Raw genomic sequence first — 23,149 nt, forward strand, 5'->3', positions numbered from 1 at the left:
TTAGCTTACTCCCACTCGACCGTGCCGACGGGCTTCGGCGTAAGGTCGTAGCAAACGCGGCAGATACCGGGGACCTCGGCGGTCACGCGTGCGGTAATGCGTTTGAGCAGCGCCCAGTCGAGCTCGGGCACCTCAGCGGTCATGACATCGACGGTATTGATGCAGCGAATAATGCAGGGCCAGTCGTAGGCGCGCTTGCCCTCGCGCACGCCGGTGGCGCGGAAATCGGGCACCACGGCAAAGTACTGCCAGATGGTCAGACCGGCCTTGTCGATCTCCTCGCGCACGATGGCGTCGGCCTCGCGCAGCGCCTCGAGGCGGTCGCGGGTAATGGCGCCAAGGCAGCGGACGCCCAGGCCAGGACCGGGGAACGGCTGACGCTCAACCATGTTCTCGGGCAGGCCGAGCTCGCGGCCCACGACGCGCACCTCGTCCTTGTACAGCAGCTTAACGGGCTCGCAGAGCTCAAACTGCAGGTCCTCGGGCAGACCGCCAACGTTGTGGTGGGCTTTCACGCCGTCCTGCGACTCCAGAATGTCGGGGTAGATAGTGCCCTGGGCGAGGAAGCTGACCTCGTCGCCAACCTTGCGGGCCTCCTCCTCGAACACGCGGATGAACTCGGCGCCGATGATCTTGCGCTTGGCCTCGGGCTCGTCGACGTCGACGAGTTTATCGAGGAAGCGGTCGGTGGCGTCCACATAGACCAGGTTGGCGTCCATCTGGTTCTGGAACACGTCGACGACCTGCTCGCTCTCGCCCTTGCGCATGAGGCCGTGGTTCACGTGCACGCAGATGAGCTGCTTGCCGATGGCCTTGATCAGGAGCGCCGCGACGACCGAGCTGTCAACGCCGCCGGAAAGGGCCAGCAGAACCTTCTTGTCACCGATCTGCTCGCGGATTGCGGTGACCTGCTCGCCGATGAACACCTGGGCAAGTTCGGGAGTGGTGATACGCACCATATCGTCGGGACGCTTGTTGGGATCCATGCAGGGCTCCTTTTCGGTTCGATGGAACGCGCCGCGCATATGCAAACGCGCTGTCATATGCCCTCATTATATGCAGAGCAAGGTTCGTTTCCCATCGCTGCAACGGAGCTTTTTGCAGGGGTGGCAATTTTTCCTAATGTCGAGGTCAGCTAGACTTCGGTAGCTCCCTTGGGAGCATTGCCAATAGACTCTTCCTTTATTCGTTCGGCATAATCGTAGGCGATAACCACAAATTCCAGTCCCGAGCAACAGGAGTACAATTGCTGCTAATGTGGCCACCTGATGGAAGATGGAAGATGGACTGCGATAGTTACCCGCTCATTCCCATGCCGTTGATGTGCACCGCCTTTGTGCCGGGGCAGATTGACGCTGCGGTTGCAGGCATTTCCGACCCCGATTCACGCACCATCGCCACGGCAGAAGCGCTGTACTTTCGCGGACAGGCCACCCTCGCTGCCAAGACGGCGCGCCCCTATCTTGACGCCACCGATCCCGCGCTGCGCTATTCCGCATGCTTTATCTGCGGATATGCCAGTCTGTCGCTCAACCGTATCGCCGATGCCCGTCGTTGCCTTACGGGCATCCTCGATACGCCAACTGACGAGGAATCGCCCGCCGCTCACGCCACGCATATCCTGTTCGCCTCGGCCGCGAGTGTCCTGTTGCACTTGCCTTCCCCGTATTCTGCCGAAGAGTTTCATCCGCTTGCGGCGCATCTGCCCGAAGGCCTGCGCCTGTTCGCCAGCTACGTGATGGCGCACGCCTTGTATCTGCGCGGCGAATACGGCCGCAGTCTGGGCATGGCGGAAAACGCCCTGATCATGAAACAGGAAAGCTATCCGATCTCGGAACTGTTCCTGCACCTGGCAGCTTCCATGGCATACATGAGCCTCAAAGACGTCGACGCCGCAAAGGCACACTTCGGAGCCGCTTGGGACATTGCGCGTCCCGACGGCCTTATCGAGCTCATCGGCGAACACCATGGCCTTTTGCAAGGACTCATCGAGGCATGCCTAAAATCGCAATACCCTGACGATTTCGCACGCATCATCGAGATTACGTATCGATTCAGCTACGGCTGGCGGCGCATCCACAACCCCGATTCGGGCGAGGACGTGGCCGACGATCTAACGACCACGGAGTTCACCATGGCCATGCTCGCCTGCCGTGGGTGGACCAACGCCGAAATCGCACGCCATATGGGCGTGTCGCCGGGCACTGTTAAAAACCGCCTATCCGGCGTATATGCAAAGCTTGGCATCGGCACGCGCGCCGAGCTGGTCGCTCATATGTTGCGTTAGCGACCGGGCTGCCAAGCGCATCGAACGCGATCCGGAGCCCGGCACTTCGCTCGCCTAAATTGGACATTTTGACCCTTGAACGGCACTACCGCCACGGGGCACCTTCTCGCAAAATTGGATTATTTCCACCGATACCTGCGGGATGGGAGCCCAAGATGCTTGATCGCCGTTCGTTACTTGTTGCCGGAGCGTCCTCGCTGGCGAGCATGATGTTGCCGCGCGTGCCGGGCACCTCAAACGCCTTCATACTGCCGTTCGCGCCCGCCGAAGCCTATGCCGATGAAGAAGATCCCTTCAGGGTGCTCGTTCTCTCGCGCACCATGTTTGGTGTGGTCGTGGTCGACGTCGCCAACAAGAATATGCCCGTCAAGGGAGCGCAGGTCACGCTCGCGTCGCGTTATGCCGCGGGCAAGCAGCTCTCCGCCACGACCGACGATGAGGGCACGGCCATCTTTGAGGTCGCGCCGCTTTCGGAAGGCTACGTGGACGAGGCAACGCTTCTCGACGCGTACGACTTTAACGGCGGCATCTCCATTAGCATGGCGGGCTACCGCGATGTCGAGATTCCCCTTGCGCGTATCCAGGGCGGCACCGCCATAACCGCGCCCACGCGTCCGCTTTCCGACGGCGAGCCGTACTTCCGCCAGCTCACATTCGACGAATGGGACATCCAATACGCTGAAGCCACGTTCATGGCATTGCCGAAGGACGACACGGCAAACGAGCAGCCCGATACGCACGCCTTTACCGTGCAGGCACATCTGCCACAGGGTGGACAGGCAACGCTGCGCATCAACAAAGTGACGCCTGCCGCGGGCAGTTCGCCCGAAACCGTCACGCAGATCGGTCAGATCAAGGCCAGCGCGTCGGGTTCGGATAATCTGGCAACGTTCACGCTCGAAGACAAGTTCCTCGATGCGGCGTCGGGCCTTCTGGAAGAAGGATGCAAGCTGCGCTTTGTGCTCGACTATCAGGGCAAAACCTACACGCTCTCCTCCCCCATGGGCGTTGCCACCGCACCAGCTTCCAAGGCGGAATCGGGCTCGACCACCATCATTCCCACCACCATGGATCAAGAGATCACTCCGTTTGATTTCCCCGCGGCGTTCCCCGGCATCGGCGGCAACAAGTTCACCTGCTGGATGCCCACGTTTCCGATTCTCTTCGATTTCTCGTTTGCCGGGTACGTACTGTTTGGCGGCGGATACAAACCGGTCGGCTACATGAACGATTCGGGCAATCCGGATCCGGAATACTGGAAGAAGTCGCCGCGCGAGTCGGGCGCCAAGCAGGCAAACCGCTACCTCGACGAGATGGAGGGGAAGTGGAATCAGTACAAGAGCATGAGTGCCGGTTCGGGCACCGACCCAAGAAACACTAAGCTCCTTCGCCACCATTACACGCTGCTATTCACGATGGATATCGCAACACAGGTGTACGGATCGCTCGCCTACGACTGGGTTGGCAAAACTTGGGGCAACAACAACGATCCGGCGTACGGCAATATTAAGGCTCTCTTCCAAGTAAAAACCGACCTCAATTGGACCGAGCAGTTTACCTTGGGCCCGGTGCCGTTTTTCCTAAACGTCAATCCTTGGGTGTTGGCAAAGCTAGCGCTCGCGGTAGGCGCCCACACACACGGCAGCGGTGCGGCGTTCTTCAAAAACATTTCGCTCGACTATTCCAATACGTCGGGATCATTCACCATCCAGATCGGGCTTGCCGTCACCTTTGGAGCCGGCGTTGCAGGCGTCGCTTCGTCCGCCGTGCGCGGTGCCGCATCCCTCACACTGTTCATTGGGTACGAGAAGGCGGACGGCCACCAGCTTCCGCGGCTGCGCGTGGGTGCAGACGTCGATGTCGACGTGATACTCCAGTTCATCATGTTCAAGTGGACCACCAAGGCCTGGTCGGGGTCGTGGCCCACACTCGCCGATTCGTGGGATATGTCGGTGAACAACGGCGACCAATATGTGCTCCAGCACTCTGAGTTGGCACTGAGCGGAGACACGCCTTATACGCTGGATGCCTGCTTTGGCGCGACCGGCAATGCCGAGTCGGGCAGCGTAGCGCAGTTTATCGCGTCGGCCACCATCGTCACCAATGCCGAGCTGCTCGCATGCTCCGAAGTTGCAGCCACCGCCGTAAACGTCGTACCGATCGTACGCGATTGGGAGCAAGCGGTCACACGCATTGAGCTCGAGGCGGATGCAGAGAGCAACGACGCAGGACAGGTCGAACATTTCGTCCATGCCCTGATGGGGGATGACGAAAATGCCGCACCGATGTATGAGTACACCTACATCGGCCAGGCGACGAACGCCGTTGCGGACTCGAACGCCAATTCTGCCGGCGTGTCGGAGGACGAGAGAGGCGGCATAAAGCCCTCGAGCGACAACGTGCTGTTTACTGGCGTGCTCAGCGAAGCCCGCATGAAGTTTGCGGAGATCGCCGGCACGGAATATCTGTTCCGTATCGCCTCGGTGCGCTACGGCGAGAATGGCCGTTCGCGACTGGTAGTGCACACGAAGGCAAACGGCGCATGGTCCGCTCCCATGCCGGTCGACTTCCCTCTTGGCTTTGGCGAGGCCGACGTGGAGCGCAGAGACACGTTCGATTACGACTTCGACATGGTTGAATACACCGATGGCGCGGGGCACACGGACGCCTACGTGTTACTGGTCTCGGGCGAGCGCCCCGAAGGCGACGCAACCCGGTTCGACACGGCTAGCACATCCGGCATACTGTCCGTTGTGCGCCTGCGCATAAGCAATAGCGAGGTTCGCGTGGTATCGCACACGTCGTGGCGCAGCATCTCGCGCGGCCGCCTGCAGGAGGACGGCTACCATTGCCTGCAATGTCCGCGTATCACAGTAGGCAAGACGCTTGTCGACGGACGTCTGTCGGGCGCCTATCTCCATCGCCGCGGAGCCACCGCCGAGAAGGCGTTGGGCACCGAGGCAGAAGTCGCGCTCGAGTGCTTTACCCTGTGGTCGGATCTGTCGGGCGACAGCCTCACGTTCCGTCAGGTTCTCCGCTTTCCGCAGGCACCGTCGAGCATCGAGCTGGGCGCACCCGAAAATATCAACGGCAAAATGGTGGTGCCCGTTGCGTACGAGACCGCAGACGGTTGCGGCTGCGCATCATACGCCGTGATCGGCCAGTCCATTGCTGCCTGGGACGTTATGTCACCAGACGCCACGGTATCCTGTGCGGTGCCGTGGCCACAACATTCGGGCTTTTTGGCAACCGTCAACGAGCAACTGCAGCATATTACTTGGACGCGAGGCGCATCGGCATTTGCAACGCAGCCCGTGGGCGCCGCAGGCTGTGGCCCGGCATCGTTTAGCGTGAGCAACAACGGCAGGTGCGTGCTCTATGTAGAGAATACCGATGGCAAGGTGGGACAAACCTACGACGAAGAAGGCAACCCGGTAGCAGTGATGGGCAAGCACTTCCGCATCTTCGCCAGCACCTTGGCAGGCGATCTGTTCACGGAGCCGTTCGTGATGTGCGAACTGGACCATCCCGTCGATCAGATAACGACATTTTTGACGTCGGGTGGTATGCTCTCCGCGCTCGCCACGCACATTGTGAGCGTGGAGAAGAGCGAGGCAGAGCTGCACGGCATCGAAGTGCCCTTGGTGGCGTGTGCCACTCCGACGGGCGCGGTCGCTACCTCGGGCGCGGTGGTGCCCGGAGCGGCAGGCGAATCCTTCATGGTCACGGTGCGAAACGACGGCAACACCTTGCTGACCGCCGGAACGATCGATCTGTACCGAGAGGGTTCCAACCAGCCGTTCTCCAGCGCATCCATCGGATTCGGAGCGAACGCACGCACGGCATCGATCTACGATCCGGAGCTTGCCGAGGACGCTTCGGCCAACGACATGGCACACGTGAAGTACGCGCTCGAGACGCTGGGCACACGTTTTGCAACGCACCCGCTGGTTGCCGACAATGGAAACGCCGTGCTGGCACCGGGCTGCACGGCACAATTCCGCATGAGCTTTGCCATCCCGGAGAGCTGGGGCGACGAGGTGGGCAAACGCGTCACGCTGTATGCGAAGGCGCGTGACCTGGTGGCACTCGATCCCGTAACGTTCGAGGAAATTCGACCGGGCGCAAACTCGACGCTGGGCGCCGTACTGCACGAGCTTCATGTACCCGACGCGGCATGCGAGCGCTCAGAAGTTCAGGTCGGCGTATGCGACAGCGCGAATACGACAGGGCTTCACGACGCCCCGATGACAGCAGACGGCGATGGTGGCTCGAGTGGCGGCGGTACTGACGAGGGCGGCGGCTCCGGCGGAAGCAGCTCCGGCAGTGGCAAGGACCACGGCAATAACAAGCGCTCCGGAAAAGTGGGCGCGCTTGCGGGCACGGGCGATGTCAACGCTCCCCTTACGGCAGCCGCTGCAGCACTCGCCGCGGCAGGCGCCGGCCTCGTCGCCTACAGCGCCCGCCGCACGGCGCTCGAAACCGACGCCGCTCATAAGGTCAATTCGGATAGGCCTCGCTAGCTCCTAGTTACTATTGTGAGAGACGCCGACTCGGCTCATCGAACATCAAAATGGGCCGGTTCTGGATACCCAGAGCCGGCCCATTACGCATTAAATGTCGTCTGAGGTGTCGAGTTCTGCCTCGAGCTTGGCACGGCGTCTTTTCGCCGTGAAAAACGTTGCGCACAGGACAGCAAACGTGGCCGCGAAAATCGTCGCACCGCAGAACACGCCCGTGTCCAGGTTCGCCAACCAAAAGACGCTTTCGAGCGGTACGATCTGCGCCTCAGCGACACAGCGCATTGCGGCAATAACAAGCGCGAACGCGGCGCCGCTAAGACCGCTGACAAGCAGGAAATATCCAACAGGAAGATGCTCGGTTTGCCCAAAACGATTGGTATCGACATAGCCCTTCCGCGTTTGCAGCCCTGCGCAAATCAACATCACGAGAACGAGCCAAAAATACATGGCTGCCTCGAATGGCGTTGCAAAGCCATGCGGCATTTCACTGGCGTCGCTGTGAACCCACGCAACCTGTCGAGCTATAACCTGGTAGAAAAAGATCATCAACATGCCAAACGAAAGCAGCACGAAACCAATCTTGTAGATCTTCGCGTTCTCAGCCTCCAGGCGTTCATCCTTTGGGCCGGCATATTCACGCCACTTTTGCACGATTTTCAGATCTTCATATTTCATAGTGAACTCCTAAAGAGTATTAGGGTCGGCGTCGGTTTCGTCTTCCCAAAACAAGTCGTTCAACGTAACGCGCAGCGCCTTACAGATTGCCACGCACAAATTGAGCGTGGGGTTGTAGCCGCCCGCCTCGATAAGGCCGATGGTTTGGCGCGCAACGCCCACGGCTTGGGCTAAGTCAGCTTGCGAAAGGCCAGCCGCCGCGCGTGCCGCCTTCATGCGTAGGTTCTTTTTGCCCGGCATGGAGTTCCTTTCGTAAATGTGGACAGATATCCGTTGCAACATGACAGAAATATATTGCATCCTTCACAAGATGTCAACTATATCTGTCATTATGGAAACCATGTCCGCCATCGCCATGTGGACATAACAATTTCGATTCGCTATTCAAACTTACTCGGACAAAACCGACTCGGTTTTGTCCGAGTAAACGCGAGCGTAAACTATCACTGTCCGCTATTCGACATCCGGCCCCTCCCCCATCAGCCATCGGGCGATGTCGACCACCTTAATCCCCTCATAATCAACAGCCTCGTGCTTTGTTCGCGCAATGACCATTTTGGGATACGCATCACGTATCGCAAGCAGGGGTGCCACTTCGCGTTCAAAAGTCTCCTGACGCGAAATGTCATCGCTAACTTGGATATACACTCGCTCATCGCGACGAATTGCCACGAAGTCGATTTCCTTCTTATAAAGCACCCCGACATAGATTTCCCAACCGCGTCTTAGGAGCTCTATGGCGACCATATTTTCATATACGTGCCCGAAGTCGAGCTTTTTAGTGCCCAGTTTTGCGTATCTGATTGCATGATCCGATAAATAGTATTTATCACCCGAAGTGAGGTACTTTTTACCGCCTACGTCATAGCGGCGCACTCGATAGAACGCAAAGGCCTGGCATAAATATCCGAGGTACTGGGCGAGCGTTGCCACGGAAACGCGTGTTCCGGCAGCATCCAGCGCAGCCACAATCCCGCTAACAGAAGATATGTTACCGATATTGTCCATTAGGAAATCGCATGCACGTTCTAGCTGCACCTTGTTACGAACCCCATGCTTTTCTTCCACATCACGCAAAACCAAGACATCTAGCACGTTCGCAATATATCGATAGCGAGCTCGCTCGCTAGGATACAAATATGAGCCAGGCATTCCGCCCTCTCTCAAATATCGGTCAAGCGCTTCGTCCGGGTTATGAATTTCGTGATATGTCGAAAACTCAAGCAAGGAAAACGGAAATACTTCAACCTCATATGTCCGCCCGCGAAAAAGCGTCGCCAAATCACTCGAAAGCAAGAAAGCGTTGGAGCCAGTAACGTAGATATCGTATTTTCCCGATGCATGAAGGCTATTGACCGCTTTTTCGAACCCAACGCAGGTTTGCACCTCATCGATCATCACAATGTTATCGAGGCCCTCGCAATAGCCTTCCTCAACGTAGCGATGCAATGCTCGATAATCCGTTAGTTCCTCGAATTCGAGGAGATTGAAATTGATGCGGATAATATTGGCATCGGGGTCGGCCTCACGAAAGCGATCAGCAAGAGCTTCCAGTAGAACAGATTTGCCGCACCTACGAATGCCGGCAATAACCTTGATGTCCGGCGTTCCCTTAGCGCCAAGAAGCGCTTCCATATATTGAGGACGTTCGATAATCTTCATATCTTCACCGTTCTATTAAATAAAAGCTCTCTTGATTCGTTTTCGTTTAATATATGTCTTATCCTACTAAATGAAATCAAATAACTCTTGATTTCATTCAGCTATTTCTCCCAATAAAGTAACATCAATCAATATACCACGAACGATTGTTCGATGGATTTCGTGTTGGGTGGAATCGTCTGTGGGCTGGGCTATGCTACTTTGACTATCTATATGACTTAAACGCAGCAAAGGAGCACCGAGAGAGCGAGTATGGCAAAAAACACCGCAAACTATGGTAACGACAGTATCCGCCAGCTCAAGGACGAGGAGCGCGTACGCCTGCGCCCCGCCGTCATCTTTGGCTCGGACGGACTCGACGGTTGTGCGCATGCCGCCTTCGAGATCCTGTCCAACGCCGTTGACGAGGCGCGCCAGGGCTACGGCAAGCTCATCACCCTCACCGCTTTTCGCGATGGCTCTATTCAGGTAGAGGACAACGGCCGTGGCTGCCCGCTCGACTGGAACCCCTCCGAGAAGCGCTTTAACTGGGAGCTCGTCTTTTGCGAGCTCTACGCCGGCGGCAAGTACAACAACAACCAGGGCGGCGACTACGACTTCTCGCTCGGCACCAACGGCCTGGGCTCGTGCGCGACCCAGTACGCCTCCGAGTACATGGACGTCACCGTCTGGCGCGACGGCAACAAGTACTCCCTGCACTTTAAGAAGGGCAAGGTTGTCGGCGCCAAGAAGAAGGCACTCGAGATTGAGCCCAGCGACGAGAACCGCACCGGCACCACTATCAAGTGGCGCCCCGATCTTGAGGTCTTTACCTCGATCAGCATTCCCCACGACTGGTATCGCGAGACCATGCGCCGCCAGGCCGTGGTCAACGCCAACGTGACCTTCCGCCTGCGTATTGAGGGTGACGATGGCGAGTTTTCCGAAGAGGATTTTTGCTATCCCAAGGGCATCGAGGACTACGTGCTTGAGAAGGTCGGTACCGACTACCTTACCGAGCCCTTCTTTATTGAGGCCGATCGTCGCGGTCGCGATCGCGAGGACCTGCCCGATTACAACGTAAAAATCACTGCTTGCATGTGCTTCTCGCGCACTTTCATGATGCAGGAGTACTACCACAACTCATCATGGCTCGAGAACGGCGGCTCGCCCGAGAAGGCCGCGCGCAGTGCTCTGACCAGCGCCATCGATGCCTACATTAAGGGCCAAGGCAAGTACAACAAAAACGAGAGCGGCATTAAGTGGCAAGACGTTCAGGACTGTCTGGTACTGGTGACCAACTGCTTCTCCACTCAGACGTCCTACGAAAACCAGACCAAGAAGGCCATCAATAACCGCTTTATCCAGCAGGCCATGACGGCATTCTTTAAGGAGCGCCTCTCGACCTACTTGATCGAGAACAAAGACGCCGCCAACAAGATCATGGAGCAGGTACTCATCAACAAGCGCTCGCGCGAGAACGCCGAGAAGACGCGTCAGAGCATTAAGACCAATCTGCAGCAGAAGACCGACATGGCCAACCGCGTGCAGAAGTTCATCGACTGCCGTTCCAAGGACAAGAACCGTCGCGAGATCTACATCGTAGAGGGCGACTCGGCAGCAGGCGCCATCCGCACGTCGCGCGATGCCGAGTTCCAGGGCGTTATGCCCGTCCGAGGCAAGATCCTCAACTGCCTGAAGGAGGATTATCCGCGCATCTTTAAGTCCGACATCATCATGGACCTCATGCGCGTGCTGGGCTGCGGCGTGGAGATCAAGGACAAGCGCATCAAGAACCTTGGTGCCTTCGACTTGGACAACCTCAACTGGAACAAGGTCATCATCTGTACGGATGCCGACGTCGACGGTTATCACATCCGCACACTCGTGCTCACCATGCTCTACCGCCTGGTGCCCACGCTTATCGACGAGGGGTACGTGTATATCGCCGAGTCGCCGCTCTACGAGATCAACTGCAAAGAGAAAACCTACTTTGCCTACACCGAACTCGAGAAAAACGGCATCCTCAAAGAGATTGGCGACCAGAAGTGTTCCATCAACCGCTCCAAGGGTCTTGGTGAAAACGATCCGGACATGATGTGGCTCACCACCATGAACCCCGAAACGCGCCGCCTGATCAAGGTGGAGTCCGAGGACGTCACCAAGATGGAAACCATGTTCAACCTGTTGCTGGGCAACGACGAGGCGGGCCGTAAGCGCCATATCTCCGAGCACGGCAAGGAATACCTGGACCAGCTAGATCTGCAGTAGCAGCAAATCAATAACGACGGCCCATAAGAAGTTCAAGAGGAAATCGTGGCAAAGAAGAAGACGAAGAACCAGCCAAAGAAAAAGCAGGTCAACGCCGAGAACGTCATCGGCCTGCACTCCGAGGTCACCGACCAGCCGATCACGCAGACGCTCGAGGTCAACTACATGCCCTACGCCATGAGCGTCAACGTCTCGCGTGCATTCCCCGAAATCGACGGCTTTAAGCCCTCGCACCGCAAGCTGCTCTACACCATGTACAAGATGGGTCTGCTCAAGGGCGAGCGCCAGAAGAGCGCCAACATCGTGGGCCAGACCATGAAGCTCAACCCGCACGGCGACGCCGCGATCTACGAGACGATGGTGCGCCTGGCCACCGGCAACGAAGCGCTTCTTGCCCCCTTCGTGGAGTCAAAGGGCAACTTTGGCAAGTACTATTCGGGCGACCTGAGCTACGCCGCCTCGCGTTATACCGAGGCCAAGCTCTCCCCCATCAGTGCCGAAATCTTCAAGGACATCGACAAGGACCCGGTCGACTTCGTTGACAGCTACGACGGTGCCATGAAGGAGCCGCGCCTGCTGCCCACCACGTTCCCCAATATCCTCGTCTCGGCCAACAAGGGCATCGGCGTCGCCATGGCGTCCGACATCTGCGGCTTCAACCTCAACGAGGTCTGCACTGCCACGATGCACTACCTGCAGGATCCCGACTGCGACCTGCTCGAGTACATGCCCATGCCCGACTTCTCGACCGGCGGCGAGATCATCTACCGCCGCGAGGAGATGGAGAAGATCGTCGAGACCGGCCTTGGCAGCTTCCAGATTCGCTCCCGCTGGCGCTGGATTCCCGAAGAGCGCATCATCGAGGTCTACGAGATCCCCTACACCACCAAGACCGATGTCATCATCGAGCGCATCGTCAAGCTCTCCAAAGAGGGCAAAGTCAAAGAGATCGCCGACATCCGCGACGAGACCGACCTTTCGGGCCTGCGCATCGCAATCGACCTTAAGCGCGGTGTCGACCCCGACAAGCTCATGGCGAAGCTTTATCGCTCGACCACGCTGCAGGATTCGTTCTCGTGCAACTTCAACGTGCTCGTCGACGGCTATCCCCGCGTTATGGGCGTGCGCCAGATTCTGCACGAGTGGGTCAAATGGCGTATTCAGTCCACGCGTCGCCGCATTAACTTTGACCTGGGCAAAAAGTCCGAGCGCCTGCACCTGCTGCACGGCCTCGAGGCGATCCTGCTCGACATCGACAAGGCCATCGCCATCATTCGCGGCACCAAGCTTGAGGCCGAGGTCGTGCCCAACCTTATGAAGGGTTTCGACATCGACGAGACCCAGGCCGAGTTTGTTGCCGAGCTTAAGCTCCGCAACATCAACGAGGAGTACATCCTCAACCGCACCAAGGACATCGCAAAACTCGAGGGCGAGATTACCGAGCTCGAGGAGATCCTCTCCAGCGAGGAGAACATCAAGAAGGTCATCAGCGACGAGCTGGCCGCGGTCAACAAGAAGTACGTGATGCCGCGCCGCACGGGCAGGATCGAGCCCCATGAGGTTATCGAAGTAAGCTTGGAGCCCGAGGTCGAGGAGTACCCGGTCACTATCATGCTCTCGCGCGATGGCTACCTTAAGAAGATGACGGACCGCGTGCTCAAGAAGGCGACCACACTCAAGTACAAGGACGGCGACAAACCCTTTATCGAGTTCCCGTCCTCCAACACTCACGAGCTGCTGGTCTTTACCAACAAGAGCCAGGTATACAAGTGCAAGGTTGCGGCGTTTGAGGATACCAAGTCGGCCCAGCTGGGCTCATACCTGCCGACCGACCTCGAAATGGAACCCGACGAGAGCGTGCTCTGGGTCATCGACCCCGAGGATTACAAAGCCGACGTACTGTTTGTCTTTGAGAACGGCCGCGTGGTGCGCGTCGCACTTGCCGGATACGTCACCAAGACCAACCGCAAGCGCCTTAAGAACGCCATCTACGGCGGCAGCAAGCTGCTGTATGCGCAGGTACTCAAGGAAGACCGCGACATCGCGCTGGTCTCGAGCGACTATCGTTTGATGAACTTCAACACGTCGCTGCTTAAGACCAAGACGACCACCAACACGCAGGGCGTCCAGGCTTTCACGGCCAAGAAGGGCCGCTCGGTCACCACCATCGGCACGACCGAAGAGATTCTTGGTGCCGGTGTCTCGGCCGAAAAGTTCACTGCGCAGAGCCTGCCTTCTGCCGGTGCCCTCATGAAGGAAAACGACATGCCGAGCCTGTTTGACTAAAACAACGGCAGAACCGCCATAAGCTCTTAAAACGGTGGGGCCCGGAACGCAGCAACATCGCGCTCCGTGCCCCGCTCGTTGCAACGTATATCATATGCCCCACACAGGAATCGCTTGGACATCCTTGGTAATAAGGTATGGATCCGGGGTTTGGCAGACAACGTGTCCAAACCCAATTTCATAGCCGGTCAGGCCCTCGAGACAGGAAAAATTCTTCACCGCATCTTTGCCCACCGTGGCCGACATCTTCACCTCGACGGGATGGAGAATATGGCCCTCTTGGATGAGCAAATCAATTTCGCGCTTCTTTTGGTCTCGATAGAACCATACGTCGCGAAGGCTCTTCCCCGTGTTCATAAAGCTCTTCAAAATTTCCGAGACAACGAACGTCTCAAATATATGCCCCGCCGCGGCCCCATTGCGCAATTGCTCCGGCGTTATCCACCTCGTTAGATGACAAACAAGACCTGTATCCATAAAGAATATCTTAGGGGTCTTGGTCAGACGCTTATCGACATTAGGCCAAAAGGGCTCGACAATCCGAACGATGTTCGACGCCTGCAAAACCGAGAGCCAAGCCTTCACCGTCTTACGGTCGACGTCAACGGTGTTTCCAATATCGGTGGCATTTAACAGTTGCCCCGTTCTCGCTGCGCACGCGACCATAAAGCTGTAGAACTTCGCCTCATCCTTTACGTTTACAAGATCGCGAACATCGCGTTCGAGATATGCGGCAACGTAGTCGGAATAATAGGAGTCCCAATCGATAGTTGGGTCTTGCAGTTCGGGCATCGAACCCCTATGGATGATGTTCCAAATATTTCCCGAAGACATCTTAGAGGCCAAGGAAACCTTTTTGGGGATATACGGACGAGGGCCCTGGGGACCACCAACGAGTTCGCGCAAGCTTAAAGAGGGCATCTCCAGAATTCTAATCCTCCCCGCCAAGGATTCGCTCACCCCTTTCATAAGGTGATATGTCTGGGATCCCGTGAGGACGATTCGTCCCTTCTCCTCTGATTGATCGACAACCCACTTCACCGGAGAAAAAAGCTCAGGCACTCGCTGAATCTCATCAATGATGATCGGCAGATCATGAGACTCGAAAAACAGGGCGGCGTCCTCTTTTGCAAGAAGATAATCCCGCGGGTTCTCCATCGAAACATAGTCGAATCGGTCGCCTAGATGTTGCTTGAGAACCGTCGTCTTCCCAACTTGGCGCGCTCCGGTCACCAAGACAACTTTTCCCTGTCCCAGCATCGAATCTATCGTCTGTTCAATTTCGCGCTCGATGTACATACAATCGCCTCCCGTTATGGAGTCTATTATCTCGTACAAACGTTAATTGGTCAAAATCGGGAGCGCTACTCCCGATTTTCACTCACAGTCTTCTGCCCGATTCTGGCCCCAGCAGGGTCTCAGAAATTGCCAAGCGTATGGGCGTCGCCAGCAACTATGCAAGTCAATACAAACGCCGCCTCCTCGAGGACGGCGTTATCGGGGAACGTGGACGTGGCCTCGTCGGCTTCGACATCCCCGCGTTCAAGGAGTTCCTGAGCGAGAAGGCCTCCTAGCGCGCCAAGATTGTCCGCAAGGACTTCAACGCATGGCAATCAGCATTCCTCTTGGTAAGGACAGCAAGCATTTCCACTAGTGTTGATTGCCATGCGCTCTTCGAGCCCTTAGGCGAGCTTGCGAGCGAGCTCTCGCACCTTTTCCAGCTTGGGCGAGGAGGCCATGCTGTCGCGCTCGGTCATGCCGCTAATGGTGACAATGCCCTGGTCCTCCCACTTGCAGTACGCGCAGGCTGACTTGTACATAGCGATAGCCGCATCATAGACGCCCTCGCTGTGGCTATCGAGCAAAAGGGCCGTCTTGGTGAACGGGAAGCCCGTAGCACCGAAGGCGTACAGGCGGTCGATGACAGCCTTCTCCTGTGCAGTGATATCAAACCAGTAGATAGGCGAAGCGAAGACAACCATGTCGGTGTCTTTCAGCGACTCGATCACGTTGGCCATGTCATCCTTCTGCACGCAGACGCCCTCATGGGCGAAGCAGTATTGGCATCCCAAGCAGCCGGCGATCTTCTTGCTGGCAACGCGGACGACCTCGACCGCATTGTCGCCCTCACGCGCGGTCTCGGCAAACGCCTCAACCATGGTGTCGGTATTGGCGCCCTTGCGCGGGCTGCCGCTCAATACAACGATTTTCATAGGATTCCCTCTCCTTCATGCCGCAGGCGCGCAGCATGTTTTCTTGTAACCAAAACGAATGGAGCTATTCAGTCGTCTGTAGACCGCATCTCTCGTTCGTGCCCTCCAAAGAAGGTGCAAGCAGAAGCATCACGGGCATTGATCAGCGCCGATATGGATCACGACATGAAACCGTAAGGGTTGGCCAGAGGTTGCTAGATTCAATAACTCTCAGCAATGGAGCGAATGACGACTTCGGCGATATAATCCGTGTCATCTTGATTGTTCCTGCGCGGAAGGTACAGCTCATGTCCAAGCTCAACATCGACCAGCGATCGATTCGCGATCTTCTCACCGATAAGCGATCAGACTTCCTCATCCCCGACTACCAGAGGCCCTACGCCTGGGGCGAGGATGAATGCGCAACGCTGTGGGATGACCTGTTCTCGTTCGCTTTTCCAGGCGATGACTACGAGCGTTTCGACAGCGAAAACGACGAATACTTTCTAGGGCCCATCGTCACCTTTAAGAACCTCTCTGGCCAACTTGAGATCATTGACGGCCAGCAGCGCCTCACCACCATCATGCTGCTGCTCCGCGCGTTCTACGACAAGTTCACCAACATGAAGGATAAGCAGTCTGTGAAGATGCGCGAGGCAATCGCCCGTTGTGTATGGAAAACCGACGAGTTCGACGAGCCCGACATGGAGCGCCTCAAGATCGACTCCGAGGTTGCATCGGACAACGACAAGAATGAATTCCTCGAGATTTTACGAGAGGGCAACGTAGGCGATGGCTGGAAGAGCGCTTATGCCCGCAACTTCGCTTTCTTCCAGAGGAAAATTGAACAACTGGTGAGCGAGTGGCCCACCTACACCGTCTACATGGCCACACGCGTCATCAACAATGTGATACTGTTACCCATTGAAGCGGAGTCGCAGGACACCGCGCTACGCATCTTCTCGACTCTAAACGACCGAGGGCTGCCTCTCTCGGATGCCGACATCTTCAAAAGCCAGTTCTACAAGCATTATTCCGACACGGGGCGCAAGGACGAGTTCATCCGTCGCTGGAAGGCGCTCGAGGAGGGAGCGAACGCTATCTTCCGGCCCATGCGCGGTACACCAACCGATGAGCTATTTACGCGCTATATGTACTACCGCCGCGCGAAGAAAGGCATCCGCGACACGACCACCGCATCGTTGCGCGACTTCTTCGGTGCCGATGGCTACGCCATGCTCAAGGAGGACGCCACGCTCGACGATCTCGAGGCGCTGCTCGGCTTCTGGAAACGCGTCGACGCGCAGGAAGGGTTCAGCGAGCGCGTGCTCCGCAGGCTCTTCGTGCTGAACTACGCCCCCAACGGCATGTGGACCTATCTGCTAAGCGTCTGGTTCCTTGCCAACCGCGACAGCAAAAGTGTCCTCGATGACGAGGCACTCTACGGCTTTCTAAACAAGATCACGGCATTCGTTCTCGCCTACGCCATTGAGCGTCCCGGCGTAAATGCGCTGCGTTCGCCAGTGTATCCCGAGATGATCAACATCGTGGAGCACCGCCCGGTGGAGTTTCCCAACCACCACTTCAATCGCGCAAATATTGCTGAGCGATTCCGAACCTACGTGTTCACCAACGGCAGGCCTGTAACGAAGTCCATGCTCACTTGGTGGGCGTACGCAGACCCAGATCAACCACTCATGGACCTAGACACTACGCTCGAAATTGAGCACATCTATGCCAAGAAGCGCAACGAGGTAGACCCGCTCGTCGACCAATCCAACCTGGAGGCGCTGGGTAACAAGGCGCTGCTCGAGAAGCGTGTAAACATCCGCGCGGCCGACTACAGATTCTGCGATAAACGCAAGTACTATGAGGGATACACCGACGGCAATGGCAAGCGCAAAGCCGGAACAAAGATCGCGGAACTCAAGCGCCTGACACAAGTCATGGGAGACTTCACCGAAATAGACATCGCGACTCGCACGGCTCAGATCATCGATGCCTTCGTGGACTACCTGGGCGACAACGGACTTTTGAGCTAAGGAGCGAACATGTTCGAAAGACTAACCAAGCACGCTGGCAAGCTGGAGGACAGAAACATGAATGTCGAGCTTGGGGGCGGGACGCTCGGACTCGAGGATTTCGTCGACGATTTCTATGAACTGGACGGGTTCGCGGACACCAGCTACTTCGAGACGCTTGAACGCCATGGCATCGACACCTCGGAAGGCATAGACAGCTGCGACATCGACCATGGGGACATTGACCTGATACGTGCATGCATCACGTGGTGCGTTCGTGGCGACCGCTTCTGCGACGGACTCCTTGCCGCGCAAGCCAGGAGCGGGTTTCTGGACCGCTGCCTCTTCCGGCTGAAGGAGCTCGACGAGGGCTGAACGGCGGCCACGAAGACGTCTGGCGCTGCGACAGCACAGCGATGCGACAATGCCATGCCGTCGCACTCCGTCATGCCACCAAATCAAAAGCGGAACCATCGCTCAATCTTGAGATGCATTGACCAAAGGCTCACGTTTCTACCGAGAAGTCGAGAGCGCGGGGCACACTGTGGCGCTTTATCCTCAGCTCATAGCTGCACTGCTTACTTAAAATGAACCCGTGGTCAAGATGAACTACGAGAATCATAGCGGGCGGATACCGCCCGTATGCCCCCTTCGGAATAGGCGGGCTCGCCGGCGTTCACGGCACGGTAGATGGTGGAGAAGCTCACGACGCAGCGCCCGCCGCGCTCGAGGCGGGACCTGCCGTCTATCTGCTCGGGCGACCGGCGGTCGTCGACGATGCGCCTGCGCACCTCGGCCGCGAGGGCCGGGTCGGAGAGCCTCTTGCGGGGCCTGCAGGCCTTGCGGCGGGCGTCGGAGCGCGACTGGGCGGCGATGGCCCCGTAGCGCCCGTTCCGGCCGTTCCTGGCGATCTCCCTGCTCACCGTGGACTTGTTCCTGCCTATCGCAGCGGCGATAGCCGAGACCCCCTCATGCCTCGCGTGCATCTCCGCTATCCTGTCGCGCTCCTCGGCGCTAAGATGCCTGTAGCGGCGCATGTCCCCTCGCTCCGACGTTGACCTAGACAGCCAACATCGTAGCCCCCGGGAGTGCGCCACGCTCGTGAGCGGGCCCCATGCCGTTGCACTCAGAATGCTAATCCGCCGCCCTAAAAAACGCCTCGAAACCCCTTCTGAGATTTCGAGGCGCAGAACGCGCGATGCTTTTTTCCTTTTAAAGACAATAGCCTACCAAATGCCAAGCAGATGCTGCATGCCCAGGCTCACCAGAGCGATGCCGATCCAGCAGCACAGACCCATAAAGATGGGTTTGCCGCCCGTCTTAACCAGCTTGACTATATTGGTGTTGAAACCAATCGCCGCCATAGCCATAACAATGAAGAACTTGGAGAGCTCCTTTATGGGCGCGGTCACGCCCGCAGGTAGCGCGAAGACCGTGGTGATCACGCTGGCAAGCACAAAGAAGAGGATAAAGAAGGGGAAGATCTTCTTGATATCGAACGTGCCCGCAGCTTCGCCGCCCTCGCCGTTCGCGGCGGCGCGCTTGGCCTTGTGAACCTGCCAAAATGCCAGCGCCAGCGTGATGGGGATGATGGCGAGCGTGCGGGTGAGCTTCACAATGGTCGCCTCGTCCAACGTATTGGCGCCAGGGTGTATGCCGTCCCACGCGGCAGCGGCGGCGGTTACGGACGAGGTGTCGTTGACGGCGGTGCCGGCAAACAGGCCAAAGCCCTCGTTTGAAAGGCCAAGCATGCCGCCAAGAGCCGGGAAAATAAGCGCGGCGATGATGTTGAACAAGAAGATGACGCTGATGGCCTGCGCGATCTCCTCATCGTCCGCATCGATAACCGGAGCGGTCGCCGCGATTGCCGAGCCGCCGCAGATTGACGACCCCACGCCCACCAGAGTGGAAATCTTGGTGGGGATCTTGAGGGCGCGATGCAGGGCGAAAGAAATCACCAGCGACGTGGTGATAGTCGCCACGATAATGGGCAGCGAACGGGCGCCCACGCGCGCGATCTGGGAAAGGTTGAGGCCAAAGCCCAACAGGATAACCGCGTACTGCAAGATCTTCTTAGAGGTGAACTTGATACCGGGCGCAAACGGCAACGCCGCGTCGTCCTTAATAAACAGCGCCAGCACCATACCGATGAGGATGGCGAAGACCGGCCCGCCGATCACGTCGAAGCGCTTGCCCAAAAACCATGCCGGCAGAGCGATAAGCAGGCATAGCGCCACGCCCCTCCAGCTATCTTGAACCTTGTCCCACGTTCTTTCCGCCATATCTTCTTCCTCTCTATACGCGCCGTCCCTGCATGCGCGGAACCGCTCCGCCGCCTACGACATAAACCCAAATCTCTCTCGGCAAACAGCCAAGATTGAATGCATAGCGATAGTACTACCTTGGCTTATAATTCTTTTCACCCTATTGGTTATCACTCTATAAGTATTTGTTATATATGGACGATGTTATAGATGATTCTTGAGCATAGGAGTCAACGTGCTGGATTACCGCACCCATACGTTCTTGACGGTCTGCAGGCTGGGCAGCTTCACGCAGGCGGCAGCGGAGCTCCATATCACCCAGCCCGCCGTATCGCAGCATATCCGGCAGCTCGAGGCGCATTACGGGTGCGCCCTCTTCCACAAGGGCGGCCGGCGCGGCGAGCTCACGCAAGCGGGGGCGATGCTGTTTCGAGCGCTCGAAACAATGGAGAACGATGAGACGAGGCTCAAGGCGCAAGCGAAAGCCCTAACGCTGGAGCAGCCCGCCAAGGCTCCCCTGCGTTTTGGCTGCACGCGCACCATCTGCGACTATTGGATTCCCCGCGTACTCGCCCGCCATATGGCAAAACATCCCGACGAGATGGTGCAGATGAGCGTTGGCAACACGCAGGAGCTTGTGGAAGGCCTGGAGGCCGGTACTATTGATTTCGCCTTGGTAGAAGGATCCTTTAACAGGGCCCTCTTCGACTCCGCCCCGGTATCGCGCGAGCGCTATGTAGCTGTTGGGAGCGCAGATGAGTTCGACGCGTCCTATAAGCCGGTATCCATGGCCAGCCTACTCGACCGCAGGCTCATCCTACGCGAAGCGGGGTCGGGCACGCGCGAGATCCTAGAGAAGCACCTCGCCGCGCGCGACCTCGATCTTGACGACTTCGCAGGCACGTTCGAGGTCGCCAGCATCCCCGCCATCAAGCTGTGCGTCCGGGCGGGGACTGGCATTACGTTTTTGTACCGCGCAGCGGTTGAGCGCGAGCTCGATCAGGGCGAGCTGCGCGACATCACCCCAAGCGACTTCTTTGTCGAGCACGACTTTCGCCTGATCTGGCAACGTGGCAGCCTCGCTGCGCGCCGCTACCAGGAAATCGCCCGCTCCTGGAGGCGATAAAGCCCGCAGTGCCCGCGCACGTACACAGGCAGAAGCCCGGCTCCGCGCCAAAAACGGCCTCCGATGGCGCCTAAAAACCAAAATCGACCTCCAGTGGCAAAAACCAACGCCAAAACAGGCCTCCGATGACACTTTTACCATTGCCATCGGAGGTCGATTTTGGCAAGCTGCAGGTAGAGACGTCGCTCATTTTTATGGCAAGCGCTCGTATTTGCCACCGAAGGCCAAAAATGGGCTCTTCGACGTTTCTAGTGGGTAGCGCATGTCAGCTTCTTCTGGGCCGTGAAGTCCAGGCGGCCCAGCCGGAGGAAGATTATCGTCCTGAAATAGGCGATGCTCCTGAAGCCCCTTGCAGCGCTGCGGACCGACTGGACGACGGGGTTCAGCCCTTCCAGGAACGAGTTTGTGGAGCCCCTCTTCCACCAGTTCAGGATGCCCTCCCGCTCCTTCCTGAGCGTCCTCGCCACGGTCTTCATCTCCCTGACATTGGAGTGCATCTGGCCTCCACGCCGCCTCCGAGGCCGCGAGCGCCCATGGGGGTTCCGTCTCGCTCGCCAACAGCCCCTCGGGCGGCGCGGTGGCCACCATCGCGGTCCCCCTGTGCGGGGCCTGACGACTCAGGCCCTCACACCGGCGTGTCTCGCAATCAAACGCTTCCCGGATAATAATGCCCGTTGCAGGGCTCGCCCTGGCTAGTCGCCGCCCATGTGCATGAGCATGTCAGCAATGCGAGTCGCCATCTCGTCCGCCGCTGCACGGATGTTGGCGACCCAGGACGCAAGGCCGGTCTGATCGGATGCCTCCGCTTCAAGCACGTCGTAGTTCGCGGTCACCGCCATGAGCGGGGTGACGAGGTCGTGCGAGGCGGTGCAAACGAACGCGCGCTCCCGCGCCTCGGCCTCCGCCACCGGTCGCAGGGCACGTCCCGCTGCCGCCCACGCCACGGCGAGCGCCCAAAAGCCGAAGCGATCGGCGTCACTCGCTTCGCTAAATCAACTTTATGGGATGACGGATCACGGTCTTGAGCTTCTCCGGCGCGCACTTGCGCGGGTCGGAGAGGTAAATCTCGTGATGCAGACAGGCTTCGGAGAAGTCGGGGGCGTAGCCCCGTTCCGCTGCAAATGTGCGCATGGCGTCTATGGTCGCCGGTTCGTCGTTGTAAGGCCCGGTATGCATGCGCTGAATGCAAAGACCCTCGTCGACCCTCAGCAGCTCGACCGACGAGAAGTCCAGCTTCTTCTTGGCAGCGGCTTCCGAGACGGCCCAGTCGAAGTCCTCGCGAGTGACGAAATCGGGCAGGCGGATGCATGAGATGAGGTTGAAGTCGTCCTTCCGCGCGTAATCGATCCCGCCATCGGTGTGGTCTTGCCACCAGAAGCCCTCGAGCGGAGGCACGACGAAGTCGAAATAGCCTTCGATCTCTCGCGGGCCGTTTTTCGACATCTTGATGGTATAGGCGACGCCATAGGGCATCGGCAACGCGTTCTGCTACGCGCCGCCTTCGGCATTGGGATCGCCCTTGCCCCGCACGGCAACGTAGCTCATAGACGGAACGATCAGAAAGCTCGGCTTGTCAGGCGGTTTGCCCGCGATGTTGTAGCGCACCGTAGACGCTGATGGAGATGGCTGCGCGCAGGCACGAGTGCGCCGCCGCACCTCATAGCCTGTTTCTCGGGTATTTGGGGCGCGCGGCGTTCAAAAATGTGAAGCGGTTCCGCATGGCTCGGGATTGAGCCGAGGTGCCCTACTTCTCGCCCTCCAGCAGGCCCACGATGCGGTCGATGTCGACGGCGAAGCGGGGCCTTCCTTCGCGCTCGTAGCGGTCGAGGTACGCCTGGCACTCGGAGACAATGCGCTTGGTGT

The 23,149-nt window shown here is 58.0% G+C and carries 17 protein-coding genes and 1 pseudogene; 7 read left to right on the forward strand and 11 right to left on the reverse strand.

Annotated features, from left to right (window positions below):
• Positions 1 to 5 precede the first annotated feature (5 nt).
• A complete protein-coding gene (gene guaA / locus DW029_RS06930; RefSeq protein ID WP_117743326.1) occupies positions 6 to 986 on the reverse strand; it encodes a glutamine-hydrolyzing GMP synthase in 981 nt (326 codons plus the stop codon).
• Between the two features lie 296 nt (positions 987 to 1,282).
• On the opposite strand from guaA, the gene DW029_RS11480 reads away from it, so the two are divergent.
• Complete coding sequence (locus DW029_RS11480; RefSeq protein ID WP_199407122.1) at positions 1,283 to 2,287, forward strand: helix-turn-helix transcriptional regulator; 1,005 nt, start codon at positions 1,283 to 1,285, stop codon at positions 2,285 to 2,287.
• Between the two features lie 155 nt (positions 2,288 to 2,442).
• Positions 2,443 to 6,810, forward strand: a complete 4,368-nt coding sequence (locus tag DW029_RS06940) for a hypothetical protein (protein WP_118099057.1) — start codon at positions 2,443 to 2,445, stop codon at positions 6,808 to 6,810.
• 90 nt (positions 6,811 to 6,900) lie between these two features.
• Here DW029_RS06940 and DW029_RS06945 read toward each other — a convergent pair whose 3' ends face one another.
• The 3 genes from DW029_RS06945 to DW029_RS06955 all read right to left on the reverse strand — a co-directional run bounded on the left by DW029_RS06945 (position 6,901) and on the right by DW029_RS06955 (position 9,147).
• Complete coding sequence (locus DW029_RS06945; protein ID WP_118099056.1) at positions 6,901 to 7,485, reverse strand: hypothetical protein; 585 nt, start codon at positions 7,483 to 7,485, stop codon at positions 6,901 to 6,903.
• Positions 7,486 to 7,494: 9 nt separating this feature from the next.
• The gene (locus DW029_RS06950; RefSeq protein WP_117734598.1) at positions 7,495 to 7,725 is read right to left on the reverse strand and encodes a helix-turn-helix transcriptional regulator; all 231 of its coding nucleotides are present in this window, start codon (positions 7,723 to 7,725) and stop codon (positions 7,495 to 7,497) included.
• Between the two features lie 213 nt (positions 7,726 to 7,938).
• Positions 7,939 to 9,147 carry an ATP-binding protein gene (locus DW029_RS06955; RefSeq protein ID WP_118099055.1) on the reverse strand — a complete coding sequence of 403 codons (1,209 nt, stop codon included), beginning with the start codon at positions 9,145 to 9,147 and terminating at the stop codon, positions 7,939 to 7,941.
• Positions 9,148 to 9,399: 252 nt separating this feature from the next.
• Here DW029_RS06955 and DW029_RS06960 point away from each other — a divergent pair, with 252 nt between their 5' ends.
• Positions 9,400 to 11,397: a type IIA DNA topoisomerase subunit B gene (locus tag DW029_RS06960; RefSeq protein ID WP_118099054.1), complete on the forward strand. Its 1,998-nt coding sequence runs from the start codon at positions 9,400 to 9,402 to the stop codon at positions 11,395 to 11,397.
• Positions 11,398 to 11,442: 45 nt separating this feature from the next.
• A complete protein-coding gene (locus DW029_RS06965) occupies positions 11,443 to 13,683 on the forward strand; it encodes a DNA gyrase subunit A (protein WP_118345624.1) in 2,241 nt (746 codons plus the stop codon).
• Between the two features lie 90 nt (positions 13,684 to 13,773).
• Here the strand turns inward: DW029_RS06965 and DW029_RS06970 are convergent, their stop codons facing one another.
• Both DW029_RS06970 and DW029_RS06980 read right to left on the reverse strand, forming a co-directional pair.
• Positions 13,774 to 14,982 carry an ATP-binding protein gene (locus tag DW029_RS06970; protein ID WP_117734602.1) on the reverse strand — a complete coding sequence of 403 codons (1,209 nt, stop codon included), beginning with the start codon at positions 14,980 to 14,982 and terminating at the stop codon, positions 13,774 to 13,776.
• Between the two features lie 383 nt (positions 14,983 to 15,365).
• Entirely contained in the window at positions 15,366 to 15,896 is a 531-nt protein-coding gene (locus DW029_RS06980; RefSeq protein WP_117734603.1) for a flavodoxin family protein, read from the reverse strand.
• A gap of 287 nt (positions 15,897 to 16,183) precedes the next feature.
• Between DW029_RS06980 and DW029_RS06985 the strand changes: the two genes are divergently transcribed.
• Positions 16,184 to 17,917 carry a DUF262 domain-containing protein gene (locus tag DW029_RS06985; protein WP_117734604.1) on the forward strand — a complete coding sequence of 578 codons (1,734 nt, stop codon included), beginning with the start codon at positions 16,184 to 16,186 and terminating at the stop codon, positions 17,915 to 17,917.
• 57 nt (positions 17,918 to 17,974) lie between these two features.
• Positions 17,975 to 18,271 carry a DUF6508 domain-containing protein gene (locus DW029_RS06990; protein ID WP_233543828.1) on the forward strand — a complete coding sequence of 99 codons (297 nt, stop codon included), beginning with the start codon at positions 17,975 to 17,977 and terminating at the stop codon, positions 18,269 to 18,271.
• A gap of 224 nt (positions 18,272 to 18,495) precedes the next feature.
• Here DW029_RS06990 and DW029_RS06995 read toward each other — a convergent pair whose 3' ends face one another.
• A complete protein-coding gene (locus DW029_RS06995) occupies positions 18,496 to 18,933 on the reverse strand; it encodes a helix-turn-helix domain-containing protein (protein WP_117734606.1) in 438 nt (145 codons plus the stop codon).
• Between the two features lie 189 nt (positions 18,934 to 19,122).
• The gene (locus DW029_RS07000) at positions 19,123 to 20,178 is read right to left on the reverse strand and encodes a YeiH family protein (protein WP_117734607.1); all 1,056 of its coding nucleotides are present in this window, start codon (positions 20,176 to 20,178) and stop codon (positions 19,123 to 19,125) included.
• Between the two features lie 217 nt (positions 20,179 to 20,395).
• Between DW029_RS07000 and DW029_RS07005 the strand changes: the two genes are divergently transcribed.
• Entirely contained in the window at positions 20,396 to 21,286 is an 891-nt protein-coding gene (locus DW029_RS07005) for a LysR family transcriptional regulator (RefSeq protein WP_117734608.1), read from the forward strand.
• Between the two features lie 248 nt (positions 21,287 to 21,534).
• On the opposite strand, the gene DW029_RS07010 is transcribed toward DW029_RS07005, so the two are convergent.
• From DW029_RS07010 to DW029_RS07020, 3 genes and pseudogenes are all read right to left on the reverse strand, one after another.
• The gene (locus tag DW029_RS07010) at positions 21,535 to 21,783 is read right to left on the reverse strand and encodes a transposase (RefSeq protein WP_117794380.1); all 249 of its coding nucleotides are present in this window, start codon (positions 21,781 to 21,783) and stop codon (positions 21,535 to 21,537) included.
• 195 nt (positions 21,784 to 21,978) lie between these two features.
• Positions 21,979 to 22,230: a histidine kinase dimerization/phospho-acceptor domain-containing protein gene (locus tag DW029_RS07015; protein ID WP_147351882.1), complete on the reverse strand. Its 252-nt coding sequence runs from the start codon at positions 22,228 to 22,230 to the stop codon at positions 21,979 to 21,981.
• A 43-nt stretch (positions 22,231 to 22,273) separates the two neighbouring features.
• Positions 22,274 to 22,891: pseudogene (locus DW029_RS07020) on the reverse strand (GyrI-like domain-containing protein).
• Positions 22,892 to 23,149 lie beyond the last annotated feature (258 nt).

The organism is Collinsella sp. AF38-3AC (assembly GCF_003474365.1).
In the GTDB taxonomy this organism is placed as follows: domain Bacteria; phylum Actinomycetota; class Coriobacteriia; order Coriobacteriales; family Coriobacteriaceae; genus Collinsella.

Bases quoted from the DNA above. Each gene is read 5' to 3' on its own strand.
- guaA (WP_117743326.1), bottom strand. From the start codon at position 986: ATGGATCCCAACAAGCGTCCCGACGATATGGTGCGTATCACCACTCCC.
- DW029_RS11480 (WP_199407122.1), top strand. From the start codon at position 1,283: ATGGACTGCGATAGTTACCCGCTCATTCCCATGCCGTTGATGTGCACC.
- DW029_RS06940 (WP_118099057.1), top strand. From the start codon at position 2,443: ATGCTTGATCGCCGTTCGTTACTTGTTGCCGGAGCGTCCTCGCTGGCG.
- DW029_RS06945 (WP_118099056.1), bottom strand. From the start codon at position 7,485: ATGAAATATGAAGATCTGAAAATCGTGCAAAAGTGGCGTGAATATGCC.
- DW029_RS06950 (WP_117734598.1), bottom strand. From the start codon at position 7,725: ATGCCGGGCAAAAAGAACCTACGCATGAAGGCGGCACGCGCGGCGGCT.
- DW029_RS06955 (WP_118099055.1), bottom strand. From the start codon at position 9,147: ATGAAGATTATCGAACGTCCTCAATATATGGAAGCGCTTCTTGGCGCT.
- DW029_RS06960 (WP_118099054.1), top strand. From the start codon at position 9,400: ATGGCAAAAAACACCGCAAACTATGGTAACGACAGTATCCGCCAGCTC.
- DW029_RS06970 (WP_117734602.1), bottom strand. From the start codon at position 14,982: ATGTACATCGAGCGCGAAATTGAACAGACGATAGATTCGATGCTGGGA.
- DW029_RS06980 (WP_117734603.1), bottom strand. From the start codon at position 15,896: ATGAAAATCGTTGTATTGAGCGGCAGCCCGCGCAAGGGCGCCAATACC.
- DW029_RS06985 (WP_117734604.1), top strand. From the start codon at position 16,184: ATGTCCAAGCTCAACATCGACCAGCGATCGATTCGCGATCTTCTCACC.
- DW029_RS06990 (WP_233543828.1), top strand. From the start codon at position 17,975: ATGAATGTCGAGCTTGGGGGCGGGACGCTCGGACTCGAGGATTTCGTC.
- DW029_RS06995 (WP_117734606.1), bottom strand. From the start codon at position 18,933: ATGCGCCGCTACAGGCATCTTAGCGCCGAGGAGCGCGACAGGATAGCG.
- DW029_RS07000 (WP_117734607.1), bottom strand. From the start codon at position 20,178: ATGGCGGAAAGAACGTGGGACAAGGTTCAAGATAGCTGGAGGGGCGTG.
- DW029_RS07010 (WP_117794380.1), bottom strand. From the start codon at position 21,783: ATGCACTCCAATGTCAGGGAGATGAAGACCGTGGCGAGGACGCTCAGG.